Origin of the sequence: Bisbaumannia pacifica, assembly GCF_007989625.1 — a bacterium.
GTDB lineage: Bacteria > Pseudomonadota > Gammaproteobacteria > Pseudomonadales > Halomonadaceae > Bisbaumannia > Bisbaumannia pacifica.
The window spans coordinates 24,311-48,737 of the sequence record NZ_BJUK01000028.1; the positions used below are offsets into that span (position 1 = coordinate 24,311).

The window sequence follows — 24,427 nt, forward strand, 5'->3', positions numbered from 1 at the left end:
CGCGACCCTCAGGAGCCCCGCCATGCTCGCCGAGCTTTCCCCCAGCCTGCTATGGCCCCTGGCGGCGGTGCTGGGGCTCTGCCTGGGCAGTTTCCTCAATGTGGTGATCGCCCGCCTGCCGGTGATGCTGATGCAGGGCTGGCGGGCCGAGGCCCGCGAGGCCCTGGAACTGGAACCGGAGGAGGACGAGCGCCTCGGCCTGGCCCGGCCCGCCTCCCGCTGCCCCGGCTGCGGCGCCGCCATCGCCTGGCATGACAACATCCCCCTGCTGGGCTACCTGAAGCGGCGCGGGCGCTGTGCCGACTGCGGCATGCGCATCAGCCCACAGTATCCGCTGGTGGAGCTGGCCGGGGGAGCCCTGGCCCTGGCGGTGGTGATCCTGCATGGCGCCGATCTGGCGGCGCTGTTCCTGCTCGGCGCCTGCCTGGCGCTGCTGGCCCTGGCCGCCATCGACTTCCGCACCCAGTTGCTCCCCGACTCGATCACCCTGCCGCTGCTCTGGGCGGGGCTGCTCTACCAGCTGCTGTTCCAGCCGCTGATGCTCTCCAGCGCGGTGGTCGGCGCCATGGCCGGCTACCTGTCGCTGTGGGGCTTCTACTGGCTGTTCAAGCTGGTCACCGGCAAGGAGGGCATGGGCTATGGTGACTTCAAGCTACTGGCGGCGCTGGGCGCCTGGCTGGGCTGGCAGTTCCTGCCGCTGCTGCTGATCCTCTCCGCCGGCATCGGTGCCATCATCGGCATCCTGGTGCAACTGGCCCTGCCGCGGCTGCGCGGCGCGCCCATGCCCTTCGGCCCCTTCCTGGCCCTGGCCGGCTGGGTGGCCCTGCTGTTCGGCGCCCCGCTGCTGGCCTCCTATCGGGGCCTGACCGGACTTTAAGCGGGCTGTCGTGCCCCTAAGGAGCGCCTAATGAGCCTGACCATCGGCGTCACCGGCGGCATCGCCTCCGGCAAGTCCACCGTGGCCCGCGCCTTCGCCGCACTCGGCATTCCCTGGGTGGATGCCGACGATATCGCCCGGGAGGTGGTGGAACCCGGTGAGCCGGCCCTGGCCGCCATCGCCGAGCGCTACGGCGCGCGGGTGCTGGACGACGCCGGCGGGCTGAATCGCCGTGCGCTCCGCGAGATCGTCTTCGCCGCCCCCGAGGAGCGCCGCTGGCTGGAGTCCCAGACCCACCCACGCATCCGCGAACGTCTAGAGGCGTGCCTGGCCGACATGGCCGCCGGTCCCGCCCCCTATCACCTGCTGGTCTCGCCGCTGCTCCTCGAGTCGGGGCAGGCGACCCTGGTGGATCGTATCCTGGTGGTCGACGTCCCGGAGGCGGAGCAGGTCCAGCGTACCGCCAACCGCGACGGCGTCGACGAGACCCAGGCCCGGGCCATTATCGCCGCCCAGCTGGATCGCCGGGCCCGCCTGGCCCGGGCCGACGATATCATCGACAATAGTGGCAACGAGGCGGCCCTGACCCGCCAGGTCGAAGCCCTGGACCGACGCTACCGCCGACTGGCCGAGGCCCGTCGCTGAGCCGCCCCCGCACGATCGGAGTATTCCCCATGAGCCAGACCGCCCCCCTGGAAGTACCCTGCCCCACCTGTCACAAGAAGGTGGCCTGGAGCGAGGCCAATGTCCACCGCCCCTTCTGCAGCGAACGCTGCAAGCTGATCGACCTGGGCGCCTGGGCCGACGGCAGCCATCGCATCGCCGGCGAGCCCGCCATGGACGAGACCGAGATCGACGAGATGGTGCTGCGCGCCGAGCGCGACGCCGGCCTGGAGCCCTGATGGCCCCCGCCCCGATCACCCCAGAGTACCGGCTACTGGCCGAGCTCGAGGCGGCCTTCGATCGGCTGATCGAGCGCCTCGAGGTGCTGGTATCGACGCATGCCCAAGCCCCCGGTGCGACCTGGGCCATGGATCAAGAGGATGCCGGCGCCGACTGGCTGCGCCGCGCCCTGCTCGACTTCTGGTACCAGGACGGCCAGGACGGCCGCGCCACCCGCAGCCATGTGGGCCTGGTGGCCGCCGACGAGGCGCTGATGGCCGGCGTGCGGGAGGCCAATGCCGCCAAGGCGGACTTCGCCGCCCTGCTGCGCCGGATCCGCGCCGACGCCGCCGACCTGATCCCCGAACTCAAGGCGGTCTTGCCCTTCCGCCACCCGGCCCTGCATGATCACCTGCGCGGCCAGGGCCTAGCGCGACTGCACCTGAAGCAGTGCTGGCGGGCCGTCCCACTGGCCGAGGCGCCCCTGGCCCGGGTGCGCCTGGCCTGGTATCGCAGCGGGCGTTCCATCAAGCGGCTGACCGTACGCGAGGCGCAGGAGCTGCTGCTCGACCTCGACCAGGAAGCGCCCCATGTGCGCATTCAACAGCGCCAGTTGGCCGGCATCCCCGACGGCGAACCCCTGGCCCGGGTCCAGGACCAGGCACCGCTGATGCGCGCCAACCTCTTCTATCGCGAGCCACTCCCGGACGGCCGCGGCCGCCGCGCCTTGAACGTGGCCCTGCCGCTCTTCGTGCCCAGCCCCGACGGCCGTCTACCGGATCACAATATTCCGCCGGCCTCGCCCCCTGCCAGCCGCACCCGGGCATTGCGCAGCGACGCCCGCCTGGAGAGCGAGCCCTTCCTGCCCAGCCTACGCATCTACCGCTATCGGGACGCCTGACTCAGGGAATCACCAGCACCGGCAGGCGAATCGGCGCCAGCCAGTCCGGCTCCTCCGCCAGCAATGCGGCCAACTGCCGGCGCCGCAGCAACAACCCTCCCCGGCGCTCCCCAGCCAGGCGGCAGGCTAGTTCCCTGGCGGGCACCGGACCAAGCGCCTCGACACGGTCGAACAGTGGGCCGGCCACCAGCCAATCGAGCAGGGCGCTCGGCGCCGGCGCTCCCAGGACCCGCAGGGCCCCCGGCGCCATGGCCAGGGCCTCGTCCCAGATCAGCACCGCACAAGGGGCCTCCAGCAACAGCCGACGACAGGTCGAGCCCAGCGGGCGCCCCCAGCGTGCCGAAAGCCCGGCCCGCCCCAGCACCAGCAGATCGGCGGCCCGGGCCAGGCGCAGCACCTCTGCCACCACCGAGCCGCGCCCTATCTCCAGGGAATGCGTCAGCTCACGCTCGCCCAAAGCCCGGCGCAGGGCCTCGCGAATCCTCGCCAGGCGGCAGGCCTGGCCACGCGCCATGTCGGCCAGCGAGAAAGGACGAATCGCCCCGGAACTCGCCCCCACCTCCCGGGTAAAGGGCAGGGCCGCACACTGGGCCAGCTCCGGCTCCTCCACATAGAGGGCCAGCAGCTCGGCGTCACGACTCGCGGCCAGGGTCACCGCCGTCGTCAGGGCCGCCAGGCTCGACGGAGAGGCATCGAGCAGCGCCACCACGCGCAACGGCGCCTCAGTCTTCATGGTCAGGCCCCTCCTCACCGGACGCCTCGCCGCCTCCCCCGCCCTCCTTGTCATGACGCTTCAGGGCGCGACGGAAGTCGTCGAGCCGCGCCACCACCCGGGCATTGAGGCTCGCCTGCGGAAAGCCTCCTTCGGCGTCGGGCTCGCCGGGCTCCAGGCCGGTCAGCAATTCCAGGGCCTCGTCCAGATGAGTCACGGCGTAGACGAAGAAGCGCCCCTCGGTCAGCGCCTCGCGCACCTCGGCGTCGAGCATCAGGTGGGGCACATTGGCCGCCGGCAGGATCACCCCCTGCCCCGCCAGTCCCGCCTCCCGACACACCGCGAAGAAGCCCTCGACCTTCTCGTTGACGCCGCCCACCGCCTGTACCTCGCCATGCTGATTGATGGAGCCGGTGACGGCCAGGGACTGCGCCAAGGGCACCCGGGCTATGGCCGAGACCAGCACGCAGGCCTCGGCCACCGAGGCGCTGTCGCCCTCGATGCCGCCATAGGACTGCTCGAAGGCGAGGCTCGCCGAGAGCGATAGCGCCCCCCGCGGGGCATAGCGATTGGCCAACCAGCGGGAGAGGATCATCACCGCCTTGGTGTGGATGCGCCCACCGAGCTTCGCCTCGCGCTCGATGTCCACCACCTGTCCCGGCCCGGGGCGCGCCGTGGCGGTGATGCGGCTGGGCTGACCGAAGGCGAAACCGCCCAGCTCCAATACCGAGAGGCCATTGACCTGGCCAACCACCGCACCCTGGGTGGCGATCATCACGGTGCCGCGATGAATTCGCTCCTGGCTCAGCTCGTAGATCCGAGCGGCACGACGCCGCTGCTGGATTACCGCCTGCTCCACATGCTCGCGCGTGATCAGGGGAGCCTCGCCGGCCCAGTGGGCGGCCTCGGCGAGCAGATCATTGAGGGGGCGCGTCTGAACCATCAGCCGCTGCTGATCGCCGGCCAGGCGCGCGGCACGCTCGATCACCGCCGCCACCCCGGAAGGGGCCAGGGGAGGCAGCTCGGCCTCCTGCGCCAACGTGGCAATCAGCCGCGCATACGCGTCCAGGGAGCCATCGCCCCAGGGCAGCTCGTCATCCAGGTCGGCCTGCACCTTGAACAGCTCGAGTAATTCCGGGTCGTGCTCGCTGAGCAGGTAGTAGAACTGGCGCTCACCGCACAGCACCACCTTGACCTCCAGCGGGATGGGGTCCGGCTCCAGGGTCACGGTGCTGATCAGGCCATAGGCCTGTTCCAGGGACTCGGTGCGAATCTCGCCGGCGCGCAGTGCCCGCTTGAGGGTCTCCCAGGCGCCCGGCTGCTGGAGCAGGGCCCGGGCATCCAGCACCAGGTAACCGCCGTTGGCCCGGTGCAGGGCACCGGCCCGTATCAACGAGAAGTCGGTCAGCAGGGTGCCCTGGTGCACATGGTGTTCGATGCGCCCCACCAGATGCTGATGGCTGGGCAGGTCCAGTTGCACCACCGGCGCCCCCTCGCAGGGGCCGTTGTCGACTAGCAGATTAAGCTGGCAGCGGCTGAAGATCGCCTCGGGAGGAATCTCCGGGTCCTCTTCCACGAAGACCTCCAGGTGCAGCAACAGCGCCTCGCGAATGGCCGCAAAGTGCGCGATCACGCCCTCCTGCTCCCGGTAGCGCTCCTCCAGCTCCTCCAGGGGAGCGGCGATCACCGACTGCAGCATCTCTTCATTCAGGGTCTGGATCTGCTGGCGCAGCTCGTGGGCCAGGCGCGGCATCTGACGGATCGCCTGCTGCAGCTTGCGCTGGAGGATCTCCACCGTGCCCTCGAGGCGCTCGCGATCCTCCTTGGGCAATTTCTCGTACGCCTCAGGACTCATCATGCCATCGCCGTCGGCAGGCGCCAGGCTGAAGCCACTGGGAGTGGAGAGCAGCACGATGTCGTGCTCCTTGGCTTCGCGACGCACCGCCTCGATCAGGTCACGCTGGCGCTCGCCCATCGCCTGCTTCAGCTCCTGGAGGCGATTCTGGTACTCGTCGCTGTCGAAGATAGCCGGTATCGCCACTCGCAGCTCCTCCACCAGTTGCTCGATATCGCCGCGCAATACCCGCCCCATGCCAGCCGGCAGGCGCAGCTGGCGGGGCGCGGAGGGGTCGTCGAAGTTGTGCAGGTAGCAGCAGTCCGGCGGCACCTCGCCCCGCGCCGAGCGGGCTTTCAGGTAGGGCAGCACCAGCTGATGCGTCAGATGCTCCGCCTCCCCCAACACGAAGAGGTTGAACCCCCGCGGGCGCATGGCCGCACCGAAATCCAGCGCCTCACTGGCACGACGATGCCCGCTCAGGGGATCCAGGGGAACCAGCTCCGCGGTGGAGCGAAACTCGAACGGCGACTCCGGGCAGGTCCGATAGACCCGCCCCGCCTCCAGGGGTTGCAGCATGATGCGCCTCCTCGGTTATTCGCTGAAGTATGGAATACCCGGGACGGCGGTGCTTTGATGGGTGTCAACCGCCCAGACACGAAAACGCCGCCCCGAGGGGCGGCGTTTCGTCAAGCCAGAGTTGGAACAAGCGCTAGGGCTTAGTCCTGACCCATCTGCTGCTTGATCAGGTCGCCGATGGTGGTCGGGCCACCCGCGTCGACGTCCTGCTCGCGCAGCTTCTTGAGGTTCTGGCGAGTATCTTCCTGATCCTTGGCCTTGATGGACAGGTTGATCTGACGGTTCTTGCGGTCGACACCGATGATACGGGCCTCGACGCTGTCACCCTCGCTCAGGGCGTTGCGAGCATCCTCGACGCGATCGGCGCTGATCTCGGAGGCCTTGAGCACCGCTACCACGTCGGTGGCCAGCTCGACCTGGGCTTCCTTGGCATCGACCTCGACCACGCGGCCGGTGACGATGGTGCCCTTGTCGTTGACCGCCAGGAACTCGGCGACCGGATCGGTATCCAGCTGCTTGATGCCCAGGGAGATGCGCTCGCGCTCCGGATCGATGGAGAGGATCACGGCCTCGGCCTCGTCGCCCTTCTTGAAGGAGCGCACGGCCTCTTCGCCGGACTCGGTCCAGGAGATGTCGGAGAGGTGCACCAGGCCATCGATGCCGCCTTCCAGGCCGATGAAGATACCAAAGTCGGTGATCGACTTGATGGTACCGGCCACGCGGTCGCCCTTGTTGTAACGGCCGCTGAAGTCTTCCCACGGGTTGGTGGTGCACTGCTTGATACCCAGGGAGATACGACGACGCTCCTCGTCGATATCCAGCACCATGACATCCACTTCGTCGCCGATGTTGACGACCTTGGACGGGTGGATGTTCTTGTTGGTCCAGTCCATTTCGGAGACGTGAACCAGGCCCTCGACGCCCTCTTCCAGCTCGGCGAAGCAGCCGTAGTCGGTGAGGTTGGTGACGCGGGCGGTGACCTTGGTGTTCTCCGGGTAACGATCCTTGATGTTGACCCAGGGATCTTCGCCCAGCTGCTTGAGGCCCAGGGAGACGCGGTTGCGCTCGCGGTCGAACTTCAGCACCTTGACGTTGATCTCGTCGCCCACGGCAACGATCTCGGACGGATGCTTGATGCGCTTCCAGGCCATGTCGGTGATGTGCAGCAGGCCGTCGACGCCACCCAGGTCCACGAAGGCACCGTAGTCGGTGAGGTTCTTGACGATACCCTTGATCTGCTGGCCTTCCTGGAGGGTGGCGAGCAGGGCCTCACGCTCGGCGCTGTTCTCGGCTTCGAGCACGGCACGGCGAGACACGACGACGTTGTTGCGCTTCGGGTCGAGCTTGATGACCTTGAAGTCGAGCTCTTTGTTCTCCAGGTGAGCGGTATCGCGCACCGGGCGAACGTCGACCAGGGAACCCGGCAGGAAGGCACGGATGGAGGCGACGTCGACGGTGAAACCACCCTTGACCTTGCCGTTGATCACGCCCTTGACGATCTCGTCCTTCTCGAAGGCGGCTTCCAGCTCCTTCCACGCTTCGGCACGCTTGGCCTTCTCGCGGGACAGGCGGGTTTCGCCGAAGCCATCCTCGACGGCTTCCAGGGCGACCTTGACTTCGTCGCCGATGGCGATGGTCAGTTCGCCATTCTCGTCGCGGAACTGCGCGGCGGGAATCTGACCTTCGGACTTCAGGCCGGCATTGACGGTGATCCAGTCACCTTCGATGTCGACGACGGAGGCCAGGACGATGGCGCCCGGCTCCATGTTGATGTCCTGGAGTGACTGTTCAAACAGTTCGGCAAAGCTTTCGCTCATGATGTTCCTACGTGATCAACGGGTTAGCGGGGTTACCGCCCTCTCCGCACCACCAGCGAGTGCGGGCCTACTACCAAGATCCCCCGGGGATGTTAGCGCTGGTTGGACCTGGCCAGGCTTACCGTCTTAGCTGCCTGACCATGCCATGACATCTAACCGAGGGGCCGCAAGGGATCGTCAGGCGTTCGGCGCCAGGCCCCGCTGGGCCAGCAGCTCGATCAGCCGATCCACCACTTCCGGTATCGTCAGGCGCGTGGTGTCAAGCGTGATGGCATCATCTGCCGGCTTGAGCGGTGCCACGCTGCGCTGCGTATCGCGCGCATCGCGTGCCTGAATTTCCTTCAAAAGACTCGTAAGATTAGCACTCAGGCCGGCCTCCCGCAACTGGCGGTAGCGGCGCTGGGCACGCTCCTCCGCCGAGGCGGTGAGGAAGACCTTGAGCGGGGCATCGAGAAACACCACCGTGCCCATGTCGCGACCGTCCGCCACCAGGCCAGGAGCCTGGCGGAAGTCGCGCTGGCGCTGCAGCAGCGCCTCGCGGACCCGCGGCAGCGCCGCCACCCGGGAGGCCGCATCGCCCACCGTCTCGGTGCGGATCTCGCCGCTCACCTCATCGCCGTCGAGGATCACCCGCACTCCGCTGTCGCCGGGCAGGAAGCTGACGTCGAGGCCGGCGGCCAGTGCTGCCAGAGCCGCCTCGTCGTCCAAGGCCTGCTCACAACGCAGCGCCGCCAGGGCGGTGATGCGGTACAGGGCGCCGGAGTCGAGCAGGTGCCAGCCCAGACGCTCGGCGATCAAGCGGCTGATGGTGCCCTTGCCGGCGCCGCCGGGGCCGTCGATGGTCAGGACCGGGGCCGTCATGCGCCCTCCTCGTCCACTCGCAGGCCGACCCGGCCGGCCAGCTCGACGAAGCCGGGGAAGGAGGTGGCCACGTTGGCGCAGTCATCGATCTCGATGGGCGCGCTGGCGCGTAGCCCCGCCACGGTGAAGGCCATGGCGATGCGATGATCGCCCATGCTATCGATGCGTCCGCCGCCGTAGTTGGCGCCCTGCGGCTTGCCGCCGACGATATCGATGCCATCGGCGACCACGGTATGCTCGACCCCCAGCACCGCCAGGCCATCGGCCATGGCCTGGATGCGGTCGGACTCCTTGACCCGCAGCTCCTCGGCGCCGCGCAGCCGCGTGATGCCTTCGGCATTGGCGGCGGCGATAAACAGCGACGGAAACTCGTCGATGGCCAGCGGCACCTGCTCCACGGGAATATCGATCCCCTTGAGGGGCGCATAGCGCACGCGAATATCCGCCACCGGCTCGCCGCCCACCTCGCGTTGGTTGGAGAGCTCGAGATCGGCCCCCATCAGCGTCAGGATATTGATCACGCCGATCCGGGTCGGGTTGATGCCCACGTGCTCGAGGACCAGATCCGAGCCCGGAGTGATGGCCGCCGCCACCAGGAAGAAGGTGGCCGAAGAGATATCCGAGGGCACGTCGATGGGGCCGGCACCGAGCTTGCCGCCGCCGCTGAGCCAGCAGGTGTCGCCGTCCCGCTCGACCGCATAGCCGAAGCCGTTGAGCATGCGCTCGGTATGGTCGCGGGTCGGCGCCGGCTCACGCACCCGGGTCTCGCCCTCGGCATAGAGGCCGGCGAGCAGCAGGCAGGACTTCACCTGGGCACTGGCCATGGGCATGTCGTAGGTGATGCCCTTGAGCGCCTTGCCGCCATGAATGCGCAGCGGCGGACGCCCGCCCTCGGCGGTGTCGATCTCGGCGCCCATCAGGCGCAGCGGATCGGCCACCCGGCCCATGGGGCGCTTGGTGAGGGAGGCATCGCCGGTCAGCTCGCTGTCGAAGGCCTGACCGGCCAGCAGCCCGGCGAACAGCCGCATGGCGGTGCCGGAGTTACCCACGTAGAGGGGCCCCGCCGGCGCCTTGAGGCCGTGCATGCCCACCCCGTGGATGGTCACCCGTCCCTGATGGGGACCCTCGATGGCCACGCCCATCTCGCGGAAGGCCTGCAGGGTGGCCAGGCTGTCCTCGCCCTCGAGGAAGCCCTTCACTTCGGTGACCCCCTCAGCCAGGGCACCGAGCATGATCGAGCGGTGGGAGATCGACTTGTCGCCGGGGACGCGGATGCGCCCGGCGACCTGACCACCGGGGGCGACCCGGTAGCGTACGTTGTTGTGTTCCATGGTCGGGTAGTACCTGGTCTGATTCAGCAAAGTATCGAAATAGTGTCGCGCATGGCTGGCCCGGTCGAAGGTGGCCAGCATGGCGTCGCCGTCGCCGTCGCTCACCGCCCGGCGCAGCCGGGCCAGGCCGGCCTCGAAGTCGTCCAGGGCCGCCAGCACCGCCGTGCGGTTGGCGGTGAAGATATCGCGCCACATCACCGGGTCGCTGCCGGCGATGCGGGTAAAGTCGCGAAAGCCGCCGGCGGCGTAGCGGAAGATCTCCAGGCGCTCGTCCTGGCGGGCCAGGGTATCCACCAGCGAGAAGGCTAGCAGGTGCGGCAGGTGGCTGGTGCGGGCGAGCACCTGGTCGTGGCGCTCCACCGGCATCTCCAGCACCTCGGCCTCGCAGGCGCGCCAAAGGGCGCGCACCTGGGCGACGGCCTCGGCGGCGGTCTCCGCCGTGGGGGTGAGGATCACCTTATGGCGGCAATACAGGTCCGGGTTAGCCGCCGCCACCCCGCTCTTCTCGGAACCGGCGATGGGATGGCCCAGCACCAGGGACGGCGGCAGGCGACCGAAGGCGCGCCGGGCGGCATCGCGAATCGCCACCTTGCTGCTGCCCACATCGGTGATCGGCGTCGTATCGAGGCGCTCGCCGAGCCCCTGCCTCAGGGCCGACAGCACCGACTCCATGGCCAATACCGGCACCGCCAGCACCACCAGGGAGACGCCGGCCAGCAGGGGCTCGAGCTCGGTGCCACCGCCATCGATAATGCCCATGGCCACACCCCGGGCGATCTCGTCGGCATCGCGGTCACAGGCGAGGATCTCGCCGCGGAAGCCGCGGGCCTTGAGGGCGGCGGCCAGGGAGCCGCCGATCAGCCCCAGGCCGACGATCAGCAGGCGCGGCTCCTCGAGCCGCGTGGCCTCCTGGGTCGCCATGCCTAGAGCACACCCACGGGGTAGGAGCCCAGCACCTTGAGCTCGGCGGCGCGTTGCTGCACCTCTTCCAGCACCGCGGCGACCCGTGGCTCGTCACGGTGGCCCTTGAAGTCGATAAAGAAGACGTAGTTCCACACGCCGCTGCGGGACGGGCGGGTCTCCAGGCGGGTCAGGTCGATCTGGTGGCGATGGAAGGGCTCCAGCAGGTCGTGCAGGGCCCCCGGCTGGTTACGCATAGCCACCACGATGGAGGTCTTGTCGTCGCCGGAGAGCGGTACGTCCTGGTTGCCGATCACCAGGAAGCGCGTGGAGTTGTCCGGGCGATCCTCGATCTTCTCGGCGATCTTCTCCAGGTCGTAGAGCTTGGCCGCCATGTCGCCGGCGATGGCCGCGCTGTGCCACTCGGTCTTGATCAGTTTGGCCGCCTCGGCGTTGGAGGCCACCGGCACCCGCTCGGCGCCCGGATAGTGGGCATCCAGCCACTTGCGACACTGGGCGAAGGACTGGGGGTGAGAGTAGATGCGACTCACCTTGTCCTGGCGGGTCGTGCTGGAGACCAGCAGGTGATGGTGGATACGCAGCACCACCTCGCCGCAGATGCGGATCGAGGAGTCGACGAAGGAGTCCAGGGTATGGTTGATCACCCCTTCGGTGGAGTTCTCCACCGGCACCACGCCATAGTTGGCGGCGCCCGCCTCGACCTCGCGGAACACCTCGTCGATGGCCGCCATGGGCAGGCTGACGGCGCTGTCGCCGAAATGCTTGAGGGCCGCCTGCTGGGTAAAGGTGCCTTCGGGACCGAGATAGGCCACCTTGACGGGCTGCTCCAGGGCCAGGCAGGCGGACATGATCTCGCGGAACAGCCGCGCCATCTCCTCGCTGTCCAGGGGCCCCGGGTTGAGCTCCATGATGCGCCGCAGCACCTGGGCCTCCCGCTCGGGACGGTAGAAGACCGCCTTGGGGTCCTCGGCGGTCTTCACCTGGGCCACCTGCTGGGCGGCCTGGGCGCGCTCGCTGATCAGGCGCAGGATATCGTTGTCCAGGCTATCGATGCGCTGGCGTAACGCATCGAGATCGATGGGGGTATCACTCATGGGTGTTCCCTTCTCTCTTGGTCAATGGGAGCTAGGCCCCCATTTTCTCTTCAACGTTGGCAGACGGTGCGGCTGCCCCTACCCCCGACGCTGTTCGAAGTCGGCCATAAAGCTCACCAGGGCATCCACCGCCGCCTCGGGCACGGCGTTATAGAGGCTGGCGCGCATGCCGCCCACGCTGCGATGCCCCTTGAGGTTGAGCAGCCCCGCCGCCTCGGCCTCGGCCAGGAAGGCGCCATTGAGGGCGTCATCGGCCAGCACGAAGGGCACGTTCATCCGCGAGCGGTTGCCCGCGGTGATGGGGTTGGAGTAGAAGTCGCTGGCGTCGATGGCCCCATACAGCTTGGCCGCCTTGCGGGCATTGATCTCGGCCATGGCCTCAAGGCCGCCCACGTCCTGCTTCAACCACTGGAACACCAGTCCGGCCAGGTACCAGGCGTAGCTGGGCGGGGTGTTGTACATGGAGCCATTCTCGGCCATCAGCCGGTAATTGAACATGCTGGGGGTCTGCGGCAGGGCGCGATCCAGCAGGTCGGCGCGGACGATCACCAGGGTCAGGCCGGCGGGCCCGATATTCTTCTGGGCGCCGGCATAGATGACGCCGAATTTCGATACATCCAGGGGCTCGGCGAGGATGCTGGAGGACATATCGCAGACCACCGGCACCGACGCCTCGGGGATATAGTCGAAGGCCAGGCCGCCGATGGTCTCGTTGGCGGTGTAGTGCAGGTAGGCGGCGTCCTCGGAGAGGGCGATATCCGCCTGGCGCGGCACCGCGGTCAGGCCCGGGGCGCTCTCGGCGGCGACATGCGCGCCGGCCAGGTGGCGCGCCTCGGCGATGGCCTTCTTGCCCCAGATGCCGGTGTAGAGGTAGTTGGGGGTGCCGCCCTGGCCCAGCAGGTTATAGGGCAGCATGGCGAACTGCATGGAGGCACCACCCTGCAGGAAGAGCACCCGATAATTGTCGGGGATGGCCAGCAGCTCGCGCAGGTCGCGCTCGGCGGCCTCGGCGATAGCCACGAAGGCATCGCTGCGGTGACTCATTTCCATCACCGAGAGGCCGCGCCCCTGGTAGTCGAGGAGTTCATCGCGGGCCCGCTCCAGCACCGCAGTGGGCAGGGCGGCGGGGCCGGCACAGAAATTGAAATGGCGTGTCATCGGTGTTTGGCTTCCAGATGTCCCTAGTAGCCCGGCATGGCACCAGGCGAAGGCGGACCACCCGCGGTGGCCCGCATCACGGTATCACTCGTCGTCGGTGGGCGTGGCGTCGGTGGCCGGCTCGTCGCTCGGCGCGGCCGCATCCGCCTCCGCGACACCCTCTGCCGGCGCTTCGCTCTCTTCCGGTTCGTCCACCCGCACCGTCTTGACCAATTGCTCGCCTTCGCCGAGGCGAATCAGCATCACCCCCTGAGTGTTACGGGAGGTAGTGGAGACCTCCTCGACCCGGGTGCGCACCAGGGTACCGCGGTCGGTGATCAGCATCATCTCGTCGGCGGAGTAGACCTGCATGGCGGCCACCAGCGAGCCATTGCGTTCGCTGGTCTGCATGGCGATCACGCCCTGGCCGCCGCGACCGCGCAGCGGGAACTCCTCCAACCGGGTGCGCTTGCCGTAGCCGTTCTCGGAGGCGGTCAGGATATAGATCTGGCCACCATTGCCATTGACGGAGGCGAGCTCGGCGCCCTCCTCGGCATCGGCTTCGTTATCCGCCTCGGCATCGATCTGCTGACTCTGCGGGATGATCAGGCTGATCACCTCGGCGCCCTCGGCGAGGCGCATGCCGCGCACGCCTCGGGCGGTACGGCCCATGGCACGCACCGCGGTCTCCTCGAAGCGAATCGCCTTGCCGTTGGAGGAGAGCAGCATGGCGTGGTCGGCGCCCGAGGTGATGGCGGCGCCCACCAGGCGGTCGCCCTCCTCCAGGTCGATGGCGATCAGGCCGACGCTGCGCGGCCGCGAGAACTGCTCGAGGCTGGTGCGCTTCACCGTGCCCTTGGCGGTGGCGAAGAAGATATAGCTCTCCGGGTCGTAGTCGCGCACCGGCAGGATGGCGTTGATCGACTCGCCCTCCTCCAGCGGCAGCATATTGACCAGCGGCTTGCCCCGGGAGCCGCGACTCGCCGCCGGCATCTCGTAGACCTTGAGCCAGTAGACCTTGCCACGGTTGGAGAACAGCAGCACGGTGTCATGGGTGGAGGCCACCAGCAGGTGCTCGATGACGTCCTCGTCCTTCATGGCGGTGGCGGACTTGCCGCGGCCGCCGCGCCGCTGGGCCTGGTAGTCGGAGAGCGGCTGGGTCTTGGCGTACCCGGAACGGGACACGGTGACCACCATGTCCTCCTCGGCGATCAGGTCCTCGATGGACAGGTCCAGGTGGCTGGCCTGGATCTCGGTGCGGCGTGCGTCGGCGAACTGCTCGCGCACCGCGGCCAGCTCCTCGCGGATCACCTCCAGCAGACGCTCGCTGGAGGCGAGGATCGCCGTCAGCTCGGCGATCTTCTCGAGGATGCTCAGGTACTCGTCGAGGAGCTTCTCGGTCTCCAGGCCGGTGAGGCGATGCAGGCGCAGCTCGAGGATCGCCTGGGCCTGGCCCGGCGAGAGGCGGTACTCGCCGCCGGTGGGGCTCAGGCCGAAGCCCTCGCCGAGCTCCTCTGGCTTGCAGGAGGTGGCCCCGGCGCGCTCCAGCATGGCGGTCACCTGCCCCGGCTGCCAGGTCTTGTCGAGCAGTTTCTCCTTGGCCTCGGCGGCGCTCGGCGAGGCCTTGATCAGCTCGATCACCTCGTCGATATTGGAGATGGCCACGGCCAGGCCCTCGAGGATATGGCCGCGCTCGCGGGCCTTCTTCAGCTCGAAGAGGGTGCGCCGGGTGACCACCTCGCGGCGGTGGCGAATAAAGGCCTCGAGGATCTCCTTGAGGTTGAGGATCTTCGGCTGACCGTCTTCCAGGGCCACCATATTGATGCCGAAGACGTTCTGCAGTTGGGTCTGGGCGAAGAGGTTGTTGACCACCACCTCGCCGGACTCGCCGCGCTTGACCTCGATCACCACCCGCAGGCCGTCCTTGTCGGACTCATCGCGCAGCTCGGCGATGCCCTCGATCTTCTTGTCCTTGACCAGCTCGGCGATCTTCTCGATCAGCCTCGCCTTGTTCACCTGGTAGGGCAGCTCGGTGACGATGATATGGTCGCGGCCGCTCTTGTCATCGTGCTCGATGGTGTGCAGCGCGCGCACATAGATGCGCCCGCGACCGGTGCGGTAGGCCTCGAGGATGCCGGCGCGGCCGTTGATGATGGCGCCGGTGGGGAAGTCAGGCCCGGGGATGTACTCCATCAGGTCGTCGACGCTGAGGGTGTAGTCGTCGATCAACGCCAGGCAGGCGTCGATCACCTCGCCCATGTTATGGGGCGGAATATTGGTGGCCATGCCCACGGCGATACCGGAGGAGCCGTTGACCAGCAGGTTGGGCACCTTGGTGGGCAGCACCTCGGGGATACGTTCGGTGCCGTCATAGTTGTCGACCCAGTCGACGGTGTCCTTCTCGAGGTCGGCCAGCAGCTCGTGGGCCAGGCGCGCCATGCGCACCTCGGTGTAACGCATGGCGGCGGCGCTGTCGCCGTCGATGGAGCCGAAGTTGCCCTGACCATCCACCAGCACATGGCGCATCGAGAAGTCCTGGGCCATGCGCACGATGGTGTCATAGACGGCGCTATCCCCATGGGGGTGATACTTACCGATGACGTCGCCGACCACACGGGCGGACTTCTTGTAGGCCTTGTTCCAGTCGTTGCCGAGCTCGTTCATGGCGAACAAGACGCGGCGGTGCACAGGCTTGAGGCCATCGCGCACGTCCGGCAGCGCCCGGCCGATGATCACGCTCATGGCGTAATCGAGGTACGACTGCTTCAGCTCGTCCTCGATATTGACTGGCAGAATCTCTCTGGCGATCTCACCCATGGGTCGTCGAATCCTTGTACTGCGACAGATTGGCGCGACGGCGTTAGCGTCGTGACAGCAGGGGCGGAGTATACCACCGCCCCACCCTCAAGGGCAGCGGGGCGGCCAGGACGCGACACCAGAACGCCGGCGTGAAAGGAACGATCAGGCCAGGGTATCGAGATCGACCACCAGCGGCGCCAGGGCCTCGCGCAGCGCGCCCTCGATGGGCAGGGCCTGCTGGCTGGCGACATCCAGCAACACGAAGGTCAGGGTGGCATCGACCACCAGTTCGCCATCGCCACGACGCAGGATGCGCTGACGCATCCTGGCGCTGCGCCCGCCCAGCGTCGCCAACACCGTCTGCACCTCCAGGTCATCACCGGCCACCGCCGCACGGCGGTAATCGATATTCAGGTTGACCGCCACCAGGGCCACTTCCCCCGGAGCGAACCACCGCGCCACCTCGGGACGCTCGTCGAAGTAGGCCCAGCGCCCCTCCTCGAGGAACTCCAGGTAGCGAGCATTGTTGACGTGGCCATAGCCATCCAGGTGGTAGCCGCGAACGCGAAGCCGGGTACGGGTCAGGGGAGCGATCATCGGGGACTCCTTGGGTTGTGATCGAGACACTGGCCTCGAGTCTAGGGGCCTGAGCGGCGGCAATCAAACACAAGTTTTAAACATGCGTCATGCCACCCATGCGCTGGTACCCATGGCTTCCTTTGGCCATAATAGGCCTCCTTTTTTCGCCCAGGACTGGCTATGTGGTTCAAGCACTTGCATCTCTATCGACTGCATAACACCGAGGTCATCCCGTTGGAGGCCCTGGAGGAGCGGCTCGCCGAACAGGCCTTTCGCCCCCTGGGTGGCAGCGAGGCGACCCGACTGGGGTGGCGCACCCCGGGCGGGCGCACCAGCCCCCGTTTCGTGCATGAGGTGCAGGGCCATCGGCTGCTCTCGGCGCTGCGCCAGGAGCGCGTGCTGCCCAGCGCCGTGGTGCGCGAAGAGGTCGAAGAGCGCGCCGCCGACCGCGAGGCCGCCGAGGGCCGCCCCCTGCCCCGCCGCGAGCGTCAGGCCATCAAGGAGCAGGTCTACGAAGAGTTCCTGCCTCGCGCCTTCGTGCGCAGCCAGCGCCTCGACCTGTGGTGGGATACTCGCGGCGGCCTGATCGGCGTCAATGCCAGCTCCCGCAAGCGTGCCGAGGAGATCCTCGACCTGCTGCGCCAGACACTGGGCAGCCTCAAGGTCACGCCCCTGGCCACCCAGATGTTGCCGATCCGCGCCATGACCGCCTGGCTCAGCGATCCCCAACAGCGTCCCGAGGGGCTGGTGCTCGGCGATCAGGTGGAGCTCAAGGCCAAGGACGAGGGCGTGGTGCGCGCCCGGCACATGGACCTGGACAGCGACGAGATCAAGCAGTTGCTGGAGAATGACCGCCAGGTCACGCGCCTCGCCCTGGAGGTGGAGGGCCAGCTCGCCTGGACTCTGCATGACGACCTGGCCCTGAAGTCGCTGCGCTTCGCCGATGCGGTGATCGATGAGGCGGCCCAGGCCGACGATGGCGACGACGCCATCCTGCGCCTGGAAACCGATTTCGCCTTGATGGCCCAGACCCTGGCCCCGGTCATCAGCCAACTGACCCGCTGGCTGGGCGGTGAAGCCAGTGCCCAGGAGGGCGGCGCCGCCGCCCTGGCCCAACAATAACGAGCGTGTGATAGCCCCGTGACACAAGCATCGACCGACACCCCGGATCCCTTCGCCGAGATTCGCCCCTACCATGACGACGAGGTCGCCGAGGTCCTGGCGCGCCTGGCCCGCGACCCGGAATTGCTCGACGCCCTGACCCAGTTCAAGCTGCCGCGCCTGGCCCGCTTCGCCCCTGGCCTGGCACGCGCCCTGGCCAGTTTCGTCGTGCGCCGTGAGGTACGCGGCGTAACCAGCGTCCGCGACTTCCAGGCGCGCATCGCCGGCTATATGCAGCGCATGATCCGCACCACCACCGACGCCTTCGAGGTGACCGGCCTGGATGCCCTGGACGGCGATACCGCTTATCTCTTCATTGGCAACCACCGGGACATCTCCCTGGATCCGGCCTTCGTCAACTACGCCCTCTACCTGGCCGGGCGTAATACGGTGCGCATCGCCATCGGCGACAACCTGCTACAAAAGCCCTATGTCAGCGACCTGATGCGCCTCAACAAGAGCTTTATCGTGCCGCGCAGCGCCCGGGGCAAGCGCGCCATGCTGGCCGCCTACCAACAGCTCTCCGCCTATATCCGCCACTCCATCGTCGAGGACAACCACTCCATCTGGATGGCTCAGCGGGAGGGGCGTGCCAAGGACGGTATCGACCGCGCCGACCCGGCGATCATCAAGATGCTGACCATGGCGCGCCGCCAGCAGGACAAGACGGTGGGCATCGGCGAGGCGGTCCGCGAGCTGCGCCTGGTGCCGGTGTCGATCAGCTATGAGTACGACCCCTGCGACCTGCAGAAGGCCCACGAGCTGCATGCCCTGCATACCGAGGGACGCTACGAGAAGGTCCAGTATGAGGACATCCGCTCCATCGTCGCCGGCATCACCGGCCCCAAGGGACGCATCCGGCTACACTTCGGGACACCTGTCGGCTTGGGCCAGGAGCTCGACTCCGCCGAGGCGGTGACCGCCGAGATCGATCGCCAGGTGCTGACCGGCTACCACCTCTTTCCCAGCCACTACCTGGCCCTGGAGGCCAGCGAGGGCGTCGAGGAAGGGCAGCGTCGGGAGCTGCTCGATCTCAGCGAGGTGACCGAGGCGGATCGCCGCCGCTTCGAGGCGCGCCTCGCCGAGGTACCGACCCACCTGCGCGCCTGGTGGCTGGCCCAATATGCCAACCCGGTGCTCAACCGGGCCGGCAAACTGTAACCGGCGAACCGCCCAGGACAGCGACCATGGCCCATGCCCCCCCTCTCGAGCCGGCCGACAAGGGACGCGAAGCGCGCCGCGTGACCCTGGTCGGCGCCGGCTTCGACGGCCTGCTGGGCCTGCTCAAGGTCATGGTCGGCACCCTCGTGGGCTCGGCGGCGCTCGTGGCCGATGGCATCCACTCCTTCTCGGATCTGGGGACCGATGCCTTCGTGCTGGCCGCCACCCATTTCGGTCACCAGGCCCCCGACCGCAACCACCCCTATGGCCATGGACGCATCGAGACCCTGGCCACCCTGTGGCTGGGCAGCGTGCTGCTCTTCGTGGCCGGGGGCATCGCCTGGGCCAGCGTGATGCGGCTGCTCACCGGCGAGCCGATCCCCACCCCGGGCCTCTGGGCCATCCTGCTGGCCCTCGTGGCCCTGGCCATCAAGGAGTGGCTCTACCACTACACCCTGCGCACCGCGCGGCGTATCGGCTCCAAGCTGCTGGAGGCCAACGCCTGGCACTCGCGCAGCGATGCCCTGTCCACCGTAGTGGTCCTGGTCGGCCTGGTCGGCGCCCAGTTCGGTCATGGCTGGCTGGATGCCGTGGCCGCGGTGCTGGTGGCCCTGCTGGTAGGCAAGATCGGCGGGCGCCTGCTGTGGGAATCGAGCCAGGAACTGATCGATACCGCCCTGCCGGAAAGCGAGCAGGCGGCAATGCGCCAGGAGGGGCAAGGGGTGCCCGGGGTGCGCGGCATCCATGACCTGCGCACCCGCACCGTGGGCGGCAATGTGCTCCTCGATCTGCATATCGTGGTACCGCCACGCATCAGCGTTTCCGAGGCCCATGAGATCGGCAACGAGGTGAGCCGTCGACTGCGCCAGGCCTTCCCCGACCTGCATGACGTGACCTTCCATATCGACCCCGAAGACGACCAGGACATGCTGGCCCATAGCCATCAGCCCGGCCTGCCCCTGCGTCGTGAGGTCGAGGCGCGGCTCGCCGAGGCCTGGGGCGACGAGCCCTGCTGGCAATCACGGCTGGCGCTGGACCTGCATTACCTGGACAACCGTATCGATATTTCCCTCTATATCGATGCATCCTCCGCCGAGGGCACGCTGGAACCCCTGGCCACCCGCCTGCGGCAACGCGTGGCACACCTGACCTGGCTGGGTCGCCTGCGGCTGTGGGTCGGCCCCGGAGAAACCGCCCGACGGTGACCCTGGCAACGCTCCCCAGCTGCTAGACTGGATACATTCTGAAACAGAATGTCACCCAGGGGAGTCACCAGCCCGATGCATGCCCCGGCCCCCTCAGCGCTGACTCGTCGCCGCTTCCTGATGGCAGGAGCTGGCGTGCTACTGGCCGGACTGCTGGGGCCCCCCGCCGCTACGGCGATCATGGATGCCTCGCGACTCAGGCAGCAGATGCGATCGCGCTATGGGGAGCCGGGGCTGGCGGCGCTGGAGGCCTGGCTGAATCTCCTGAGCCGGCTCCGGGGGGCCGACCTGCTGACCCGGCTGGGTGAGGTCAACGACTTCTTCAACCGACGCATCCGCTGGGTGGACGATCTCGATGCCTGGGGCCGCGAGGACTACTGGGCCACGCCCCTGGAGGCCCTGGGTAACGGTCGCGGCGACTGCGAGGACTACTCCATCGCCAAGTACCTCACCCTCAAGCAGCTGGGCGTGCCCGGAGAGCGGCTACGCATGATCTATGTGCGGGCGAGGATTGGCCGCAGCCGTATCACCCAGGCGCATATGGTGCTGGGCTACTACGCCGCCGCGGATGCCGAGCCACTGATCCTCGACAACCTGGTGCCCTCCCTTACTCCGGCCGCGCGGCGAATCGACCTCGACCCGGTCTTCAGCTTCAACAGCGATGGCCTGTGGGTCGGCGATGCCTCCAGCTCCCGCGGCGATCCACTGGCCCGGCTCTCCCGCTGGCGCGGCGCCCTAGCCCGCATGGAGGAGCAAGGCTTCCTATGACTCTCCGAGCCCCCTGTCCCCACCCGCAAGGCAACCCCGTCAGGGAGGTGTGCCCATGTCACTGATCAAGCAGCTCTGGCTCATCATTGGTCTGGTGCTCCTGCTGGCCTTCGGCGGCAGCCTGATGATCGGCCTGACCGCGACCCGCCACTATATTCAGCAGGAGGTGCGCATCAAGAACGCCGACAATGCCAATGCCCTGGCACTCAGCATGACGCAGCTCGACAAGGATCCGGTGCTGATGGAGCTATTGCTGGCGGCCCAGTTCGACACCGGCCACTACCGCGCGATCCGCCTGGAGAACCCCGCAGGCGAGACGATCCTGCAGCGCCAGGCGGACGAGCAGATCGACGACCTGCCGGGCTGGTTCGTGGCCCTGGTGCGCTTCGAGGTCCCTCCCGGCCGCGCCGTGGTTCAGGACGGCTGGCGACAATACGGCACCCTGACCCTGGTCAGCCAGCACAGCTATGCCTACCGCACCCTGTGGCGCCGCGGCCTGCAGCTCACCGCGTGGTTCCTGCTGGCCGGGCTACTCAGCGCCCTGCTGGCCTGGTGGATCGTGCGTGGCATCCGGCGGCCCTTGCAGGCCACGGTGACCCAGGCCCGGGAGATCGGCGAACGGCGCTTTACCACTCGCCCGGAACCGCGCACCCGGGAGCTGCGCGAGGTGACCGCCGCCATGAACCGGCTCTCGACACGCGTCAGGGAAATGCTCACCGAAGAGGGCGAGAAGCTCGACCGGCTGCATCATCGCCTGCGGCTCGACCCCCTGACCCGGGTGGCCAACCGCGAACACTTCATGCAACGCCTCCAGGCCAGCCTGGAGAGCGAACGCCGCGAGGCCCATGGCTGCCTGGCCCTGGTCCGGGTCGGCGACCTGACCGCCTATAACGAACGCCTGGGCCATGCCCGAATCGACACCCTGCTGGCCAAGCTGGGCCAGGCACTGACACGCCTCGCCGATGGCGAGGAAGGCAGCTTCTGCGGTCGACTCAACGGCAGCGATTTCGCCCTGCTGTTGCCCTGGGAGGATGATCCCCGGGCCCTGGCCTCACGCCTGGCGGCCGCCCTGCACCCCCTGGCCGACGCCGCCGAGACCATCCCCCTACCACTGGCGGTGGCACGCCTGACCCCCGACACCCGACGCGCCGAACTGCTCAGCCGCCTCGATGCGGGCCTCGCCGAGGCCGAGGCCCTGGGGCCCAGGGAGCAGGTCGTGGATAGTGGCACGGCACCGCCGCCGCTGTTCACCACCCACGATCAGTGGCGCCAGGCCCTGGCGCAGGCCTTCGACGATGGCGTCTACCTGGCTCACTACCCGGTGCTCACCCCCGAGGGCGAACTGCTCCACCACGAGTGCCCCTCCCGGCTGCGGCTGCGGGGGCATTGGCGCGGTCCCGAGCTCTTCATGCCCTGGGTACGCCGGCTGGCGCTCCAGCCTCGACTCGACCTGGCCGTAGTCACCCAGGCCCTGCGCGAGATCGATCGGGATGGCCTGCCCCGCGGCATCCACCTGTCGCTGGAGGGCATCGGCGACAGCCATCTGATCCACCAACTGCAACGTCTGCTGACGACACACCCCGACGCCGGCCCGGCCCTCTGGCTGGAGCTGCCTCAGGTGGCCGTTCAGCATCGCCTCGACCGCGTGCGCGACCTCTGCCAGGCCCTACGCCCCCACGGCTGCCGTATCGGCCTGGAGCACGCCGGCGCCGGCCTGGCGCGACTGGCCGACCTGCAGGACCTGGGGCTGGGGTATATCAAACTCGATGTCAGCCTGGTGGCTGCCATCGAGGCCAGCCAGGAGCGTCAGGCCATGGTGCGCGGCATGGTGACCCTATGCCGCTCGCTGGGCATTCTCTCCATCGCCGAGGGCGTCACCACACACCAGGAACGGGATACCCTGATCGAGATCGGCGTCCATGGCCTCACCGGCCCGAGGATTCGTGACCCACGCCATAATCTGGAGGATGACAGCGATGGCGACTGAGTATCGATCAGATGACGTCATCCTCCTCATCGTCGAGCAGGTTGACGCTATTGAGCCGGCGACGCAGCGACTTGCGGGTCAACAGCTTGTCCCGGGCGGCATCGGGCAGGTCGGTAAAACTGATCACCCCCTTGTCCATCAGCACCTGGATCAAGTCTTCCAGCACCCGGACCAGCTCCAGGTCGGAGGCCAATAACGGATCCGCTGCCGTCTCCCGCCCCAGGAAGCGATCCAGCTCGGGATCATCCCCGGGCAACCACTCCCGACACTCCGGTGAGGCCTCACGGCTCACCTTTCTCAAGGCCCCCGTCTCGTCCCGGCTCACGTACATGACACCCTCCTCGCCCGACGTATCTTGGCTTCAGCATAACCCAATATAAAAAAACCGTGCCCGCAAAGCGGGCACGGCGGTGGGTGATGCGGTACGCACCGGCTTACTCGATATCGAGCTGGCCATTGTCGATCAAGGACTGAATGAAGTCCGCGGAATTGTTACCGCCCATACTCACGTCGGACAGCAGAATCGTCTGATCCGCATTGCTGCCGTCACCGCTGATTCCTCCATTATGCTTGATATGCAGGATGGTATCGCTCCCTGACTCTTCGGCAAAGATATAGTCATTGATATCTTCGCTACCGAAGTCAGCCCCTTGGAGCAGGTCGCTGATATCCAACTGATCGGCATCGGCATCGCTACCGAAGTCGCCAAGCGTGAAGTCCGTGACTTCGTCCTCAGCCGGGTCGCTATCGGAGCCCTGATCGCCAAGATTCCAGACGAAGGTATCGGCGCCCAGGCCGCCGGTCAGAGTATCGTTACCGGCGCCACCGATCAGGGTATCATCTCCACCTGTACCCACCAGTACATCATCAGCTGACGTTCCGGTAATGGCTTCGACTTCCAGCCCTTCCCCTTCTTCACCATCAATTACCAGACTGAATTCCTGGCTGTCTGTATCACCATCAGCATCTACGATATCGAGAACGATACCTTCATAGGACAGATCATCCGGCGGTGTAGAAGACTCCCCCCCCACATTAATACCATTCAGATTGAAGGCGCCACTGTCGCCATTATGAGCGACTTCAACGGAGGTTAGTAGATTACCGGCCTCGTAATCTGACCACCCAAGCTCAGTAATCTGTATTGTCTGCCCAGATATAACAGTGAGAGAAATAGTCTCCATTGCTTCCATCATGGTATCCGGATCGATATAAGTTATCGTTACTGTGATAGCACCACTGAAACCACCAGTATATTTTGTTGCCTGAAACTTGAAATCTTTAATTCCAAATGGCGCTGAGTTATCCCCATCATCAACAAACGAGAAAAGCATTGACTGATTTACATTGATATTCTGATTATTAACCCCCCACCCCTGGGTACTAGGATTTACCTCAGCAGAAGTTCCATTACTATCGGCAGTAACAAGGACGTTGAAATCTGCTTCATCCCCCAAATCGATTAGCAATTCGCCTTCAGGACCGCCAGCATTCGCCTCTGCTCCGCTAATGTCGAAAAACTCAACCTCGGGCTCACGATGGAAGACCTCAAGCGTATCTTCACTATCGGCATTCAGCGTAAGGATGGCTACAAGCACATCACTTTCGTAGAAGTTAAGCACAACCTGACTACCATCGGCAGCTATAGACTCAACCTCAACACCCTCTGGCAAAGTAGTCGCAACTTCACCAAAATCATCTGCCCCATAAATCCAGTCGGCAAAATTACCGGTGTAAGTCGTATCGACAGCCGGGTTCTGCGTGACCAGACTGACGATTCCGTCACCATCGCCGTCATTAACCAGCGTAAAGGCCGGGCCG

20 protein-coding genes are annotated in these 24,427 nt (G+C 66.8%); 9 read left to right on the top strand and 11 right to left on the bottom strand.

The annotated features are described in order from the left end of the window. The first annotated feature begins 22 nt into the window (after positions 1–22). Genes HPA02_RS12225 through HPA02_RS12240 form a run of 4 tightly spaced genes read left to right on the top strand, consistent with a single transcriptional unit; the run spans position 23 to position 2,660 of the window. Positions 23–877 (top strand): prepilin peptidase, encoded by an 855-nt coding sequence (locus HPA02_RS12225; RefSeq protein WP_146803483.1) that lies wholly within the window; start codon positions 23–25, stop codon positions 875–877. A 30-nt stretch (positions 878–907) separates the two neighbouring features. Further along, a complete protein-coding gene (gene coaE, locus HPA02_RS12230; RefSeq protein WP_146803484.1) occupies positions 908–1,522 on the top strand; it encodes a dephospho-CoA kinase in 615 nt (204 codons plus the stop codon). A 29-nt stretch (positions 1,523–1,551) separates the two neighbouring features. After that, positions 1,552–1,779, top strand: coding sequence for a DNA gyrase inhibitor YacG (gene yacG / locus HPA02_RS12235; protein WP_146803485.1), 228 nt, complete (start codon positions 1,552–1,554; stop codon positions 1,777–1,779). After that, a complete protein-coding gene (locus HPA02_RS12240) occupies positions 1,779–2,660 on the top strand; it encodes a DNA replication terminus site-binding protein (RefSeq protein WP_146803486.1) in 882 nt (293 codons plus the stop codon). Before yacG ends, HPA02_RS12240 begins: the two co-directional genes overlap by 1 nt. Position 2,661: 1 nt before the next feature. Here the strand turns inward: HPA02_RS12240 and HPA02_RS12245 are convergent, their stop codons facing one another. The 9 genes from HPA02_RS12245 to HPA02_RS12285 all read right to left on the bottom strand — a co-directional run bounded on the left by HPA02_RS12245 (position 2,662) and on the right by HPA02_RS12285 (position 16,342). Next, on the bottom strand, positions 2,662–3,393 hold the full coding sequence (locus HPA02_RS12245) for a universal stress protein (RefSeq protein WP_186809979.1): 732 nt from the start codon (positions 3,391–3,393) through the stop codon (positions 2,662–2,664). Beyond that, the gene (locus HPA02_RS12250; protein ID WP_146803488.1) at positions 3,383–5,785 is read right to left on the bottom strand and encodes a Lon protease family protein; all 2,403 of its coding nucleotides are present in this window, start codon (positions 5,783–5,785) and stop codon (positions 3,383–3,385) included. The genes HPA02_RS12245 and HPA02_RS12250 overlap by 11 nt, the downstream gene beginning before the upstream one ends. A gap of 140 nt (positions 5,786–5,925) precedes the next feature. Beyond that, positions 5,926–7,602: a 30S ribosomal protein S1 gene (rpsA, locus tag HPA02_RS12255; protein WP_146803489.1), complete on the bottom strand. Its 1,677-nt coding sequence runs from the start codon at positions 7,600–7,602 to the stop codon at positions 5,926–5,928. 177 nt (positions 7,603–7,779) lie between these two features. After that, positions 7,780–8,463 (bottom strand): (d)CMP kinase, encoded by a 684-nt coding sequence (cmk, locus tag HPA02_RS12260; RefSeq protein ID WP_146803490.1) that lies wholly within the window; start codon positions 8,461–8,463, stop codon positions 7,780–7,782. Continuing rightward, on the bottom strand, positions 8,460–10,715 hold the full coding sequence (locus HPA02_RS12265; RefSeq protein ID WP_146803491.1) for a bifunctional prephenate dehydrogenase/3-phosphoshikimate 1-carboxyvinyltransferase: 2,256 nt from the start codon (positions 10,713–10,715) through the stop codon (positions 8,460–8,462). Before HPA02_RS12265 ends, cmk begins: the two co-directional genes overlap by 4 nt. 2 nt (positions 10,716–10,717) lie before the next feature. Further along, on the bottom strand, positions 10,718–11,809 hold the full coding sequence (gene pheA / locus HPA02_RS12270; protein WP_146803492.1) for a prephenate dehydratase: 1,092 nt from the start codon (positions 11,807–11,809) through the stop codon (positions 10,718–10,720). A 78-nt stretch (positions 11,810–11,887) separates the two neighbouring features. Then, positions 11,888–12,967, bottom strand: coding sequence for a 3-phosphoserine/phosphohydroxythreonine transaminase (serC, locus tag HPA02_RS12275; RefSeq protein ID WP_146803493.1), 1,080 nt, complete (start codon positions 12,965–12,967; stop codon positions 11,888–11,890). Between the two features lie 84 nt (positions 12,968–13,051). Then, positions 13,052–15,763, bottom strand: a complete 2,712-nt coding sequence (gene gyrA, locus HPA02_RS12280; RefSeq protein ID WP_146803494.1) for a DNA gyrase subunit A — start codon at positions 15,761–15,763, stop codon at positions 13,052–13,054. Between the two features lie 144 nt (positions 15,764–15,907). Next, positions 15,908–16,342 carry an acyl-CoA thioesterase gene (locus tag HPA02_RS12285; RefSeq protein ID WP_146803495.1) on the bottom strand — a complete coding sequence of 145 codons (435 nt, stop codon included), beginning with the start codon at positions 16,340–16,342 and terminating at the stop codon, positions 15,908–15,910. Between the two features lie 162 nt (positions 16,343–16,504). Between HPA02_RS12285 and HPA02_RS12290 the strand changes: the two genes are divergently transcribed. The 5 genes from HPA02_RS12290 (at position 16,505) to HPA02_RS12310 (ending at position 22,606) form a co-directional block, all read left to right on the top strand. Then, on the top strand, positions 16,505–17,446 hold the full coding sequence (locus tag HPA02_RS12290; protein WP_146803496.1) for a recombination-associated protein RdgC: 942 nt from the start codon (positions 16,505–16,507) through the stop codon (positions 17,444–17,446). A gap of 18 nt (positions 17,447–17,464) precedes the next feature. Next, entirely contained in the window at positions 17,465–18,646 is a 1,182-nt protein-coding gene (locus tag HPA02_RS12295; protein ID WP_146803497.1) for a 1-acyl-sn-glycerol-3-phosphate acyltransferase, read from the top strand. Positions 18,647–18,672: 26 nt separating this feature from the next. After that, a complete protein-coding gene (locus HPA02_RS12300) occupies positions 18,673–19,851 on the top strand; it encodes a cation diffusion facilitator family transporter (protein ID WP_146803498.1) in 1,179 nt (392 codons plus the stop codon). A 120-nt stretch (positions 19,852–19,971) separates the two neighbouring features. After that, on the top strand, positions 19,972–20,619 hold the full coding sequence (locus tag HPA02_RS12305) for a transglutaminase-like cysteine peptidase (protein WP_146803503.1): 648 nt from the start codon (positions 19,972–19,974) through the stop codon (positions 20,617–20,619). A 55-nt stretch (positions 20,620–20,674) separates the two neighbouring features. Beyond that, the gene (locus HPA02_RS12310; protein ID WP_146803499.1) at positions 20,675–22,606 is read left to right on the top strand and encodes an EAL domain-containing protein; all 1,932 of its coding nucleotides are present in this window, start codon (positions 20,675–20,677) and stop codon (positions 22,604–22,606) included. Between the two features lie 7 nt (positions 22,607–22,613). Here the strand turns inward: HPA02_RS12310 and HPA02_RS12315 are convergent, their stop codons facing one another. Together HPA02_RS12315 and HPA02_RS12320 are read right to left on the bottom strand one after the other, a co-directional pair. Continuing rightward, positions 22,614–22,937, bottom strand: coding sequence for a tryptophan synthase subunit beta like protein (locus HPA02_RS12315; RefSeq protein ID WP_146803500.1), 324 nt, complete (start codon positions 22,935–22,937; stop codon positions 22,614–22,616). A 103-nt stretch (positions 22,938–23,040) separates the two neighbouring features. After that, on the bottom strand, positions 23,041–24,427 hold a 1,387-nt coding region (locus HPA02_RS12320; RefSeq protein WP_146803501.1), incomplete at its 5' end, for a type I secretion C-terminal target domain-containing protein.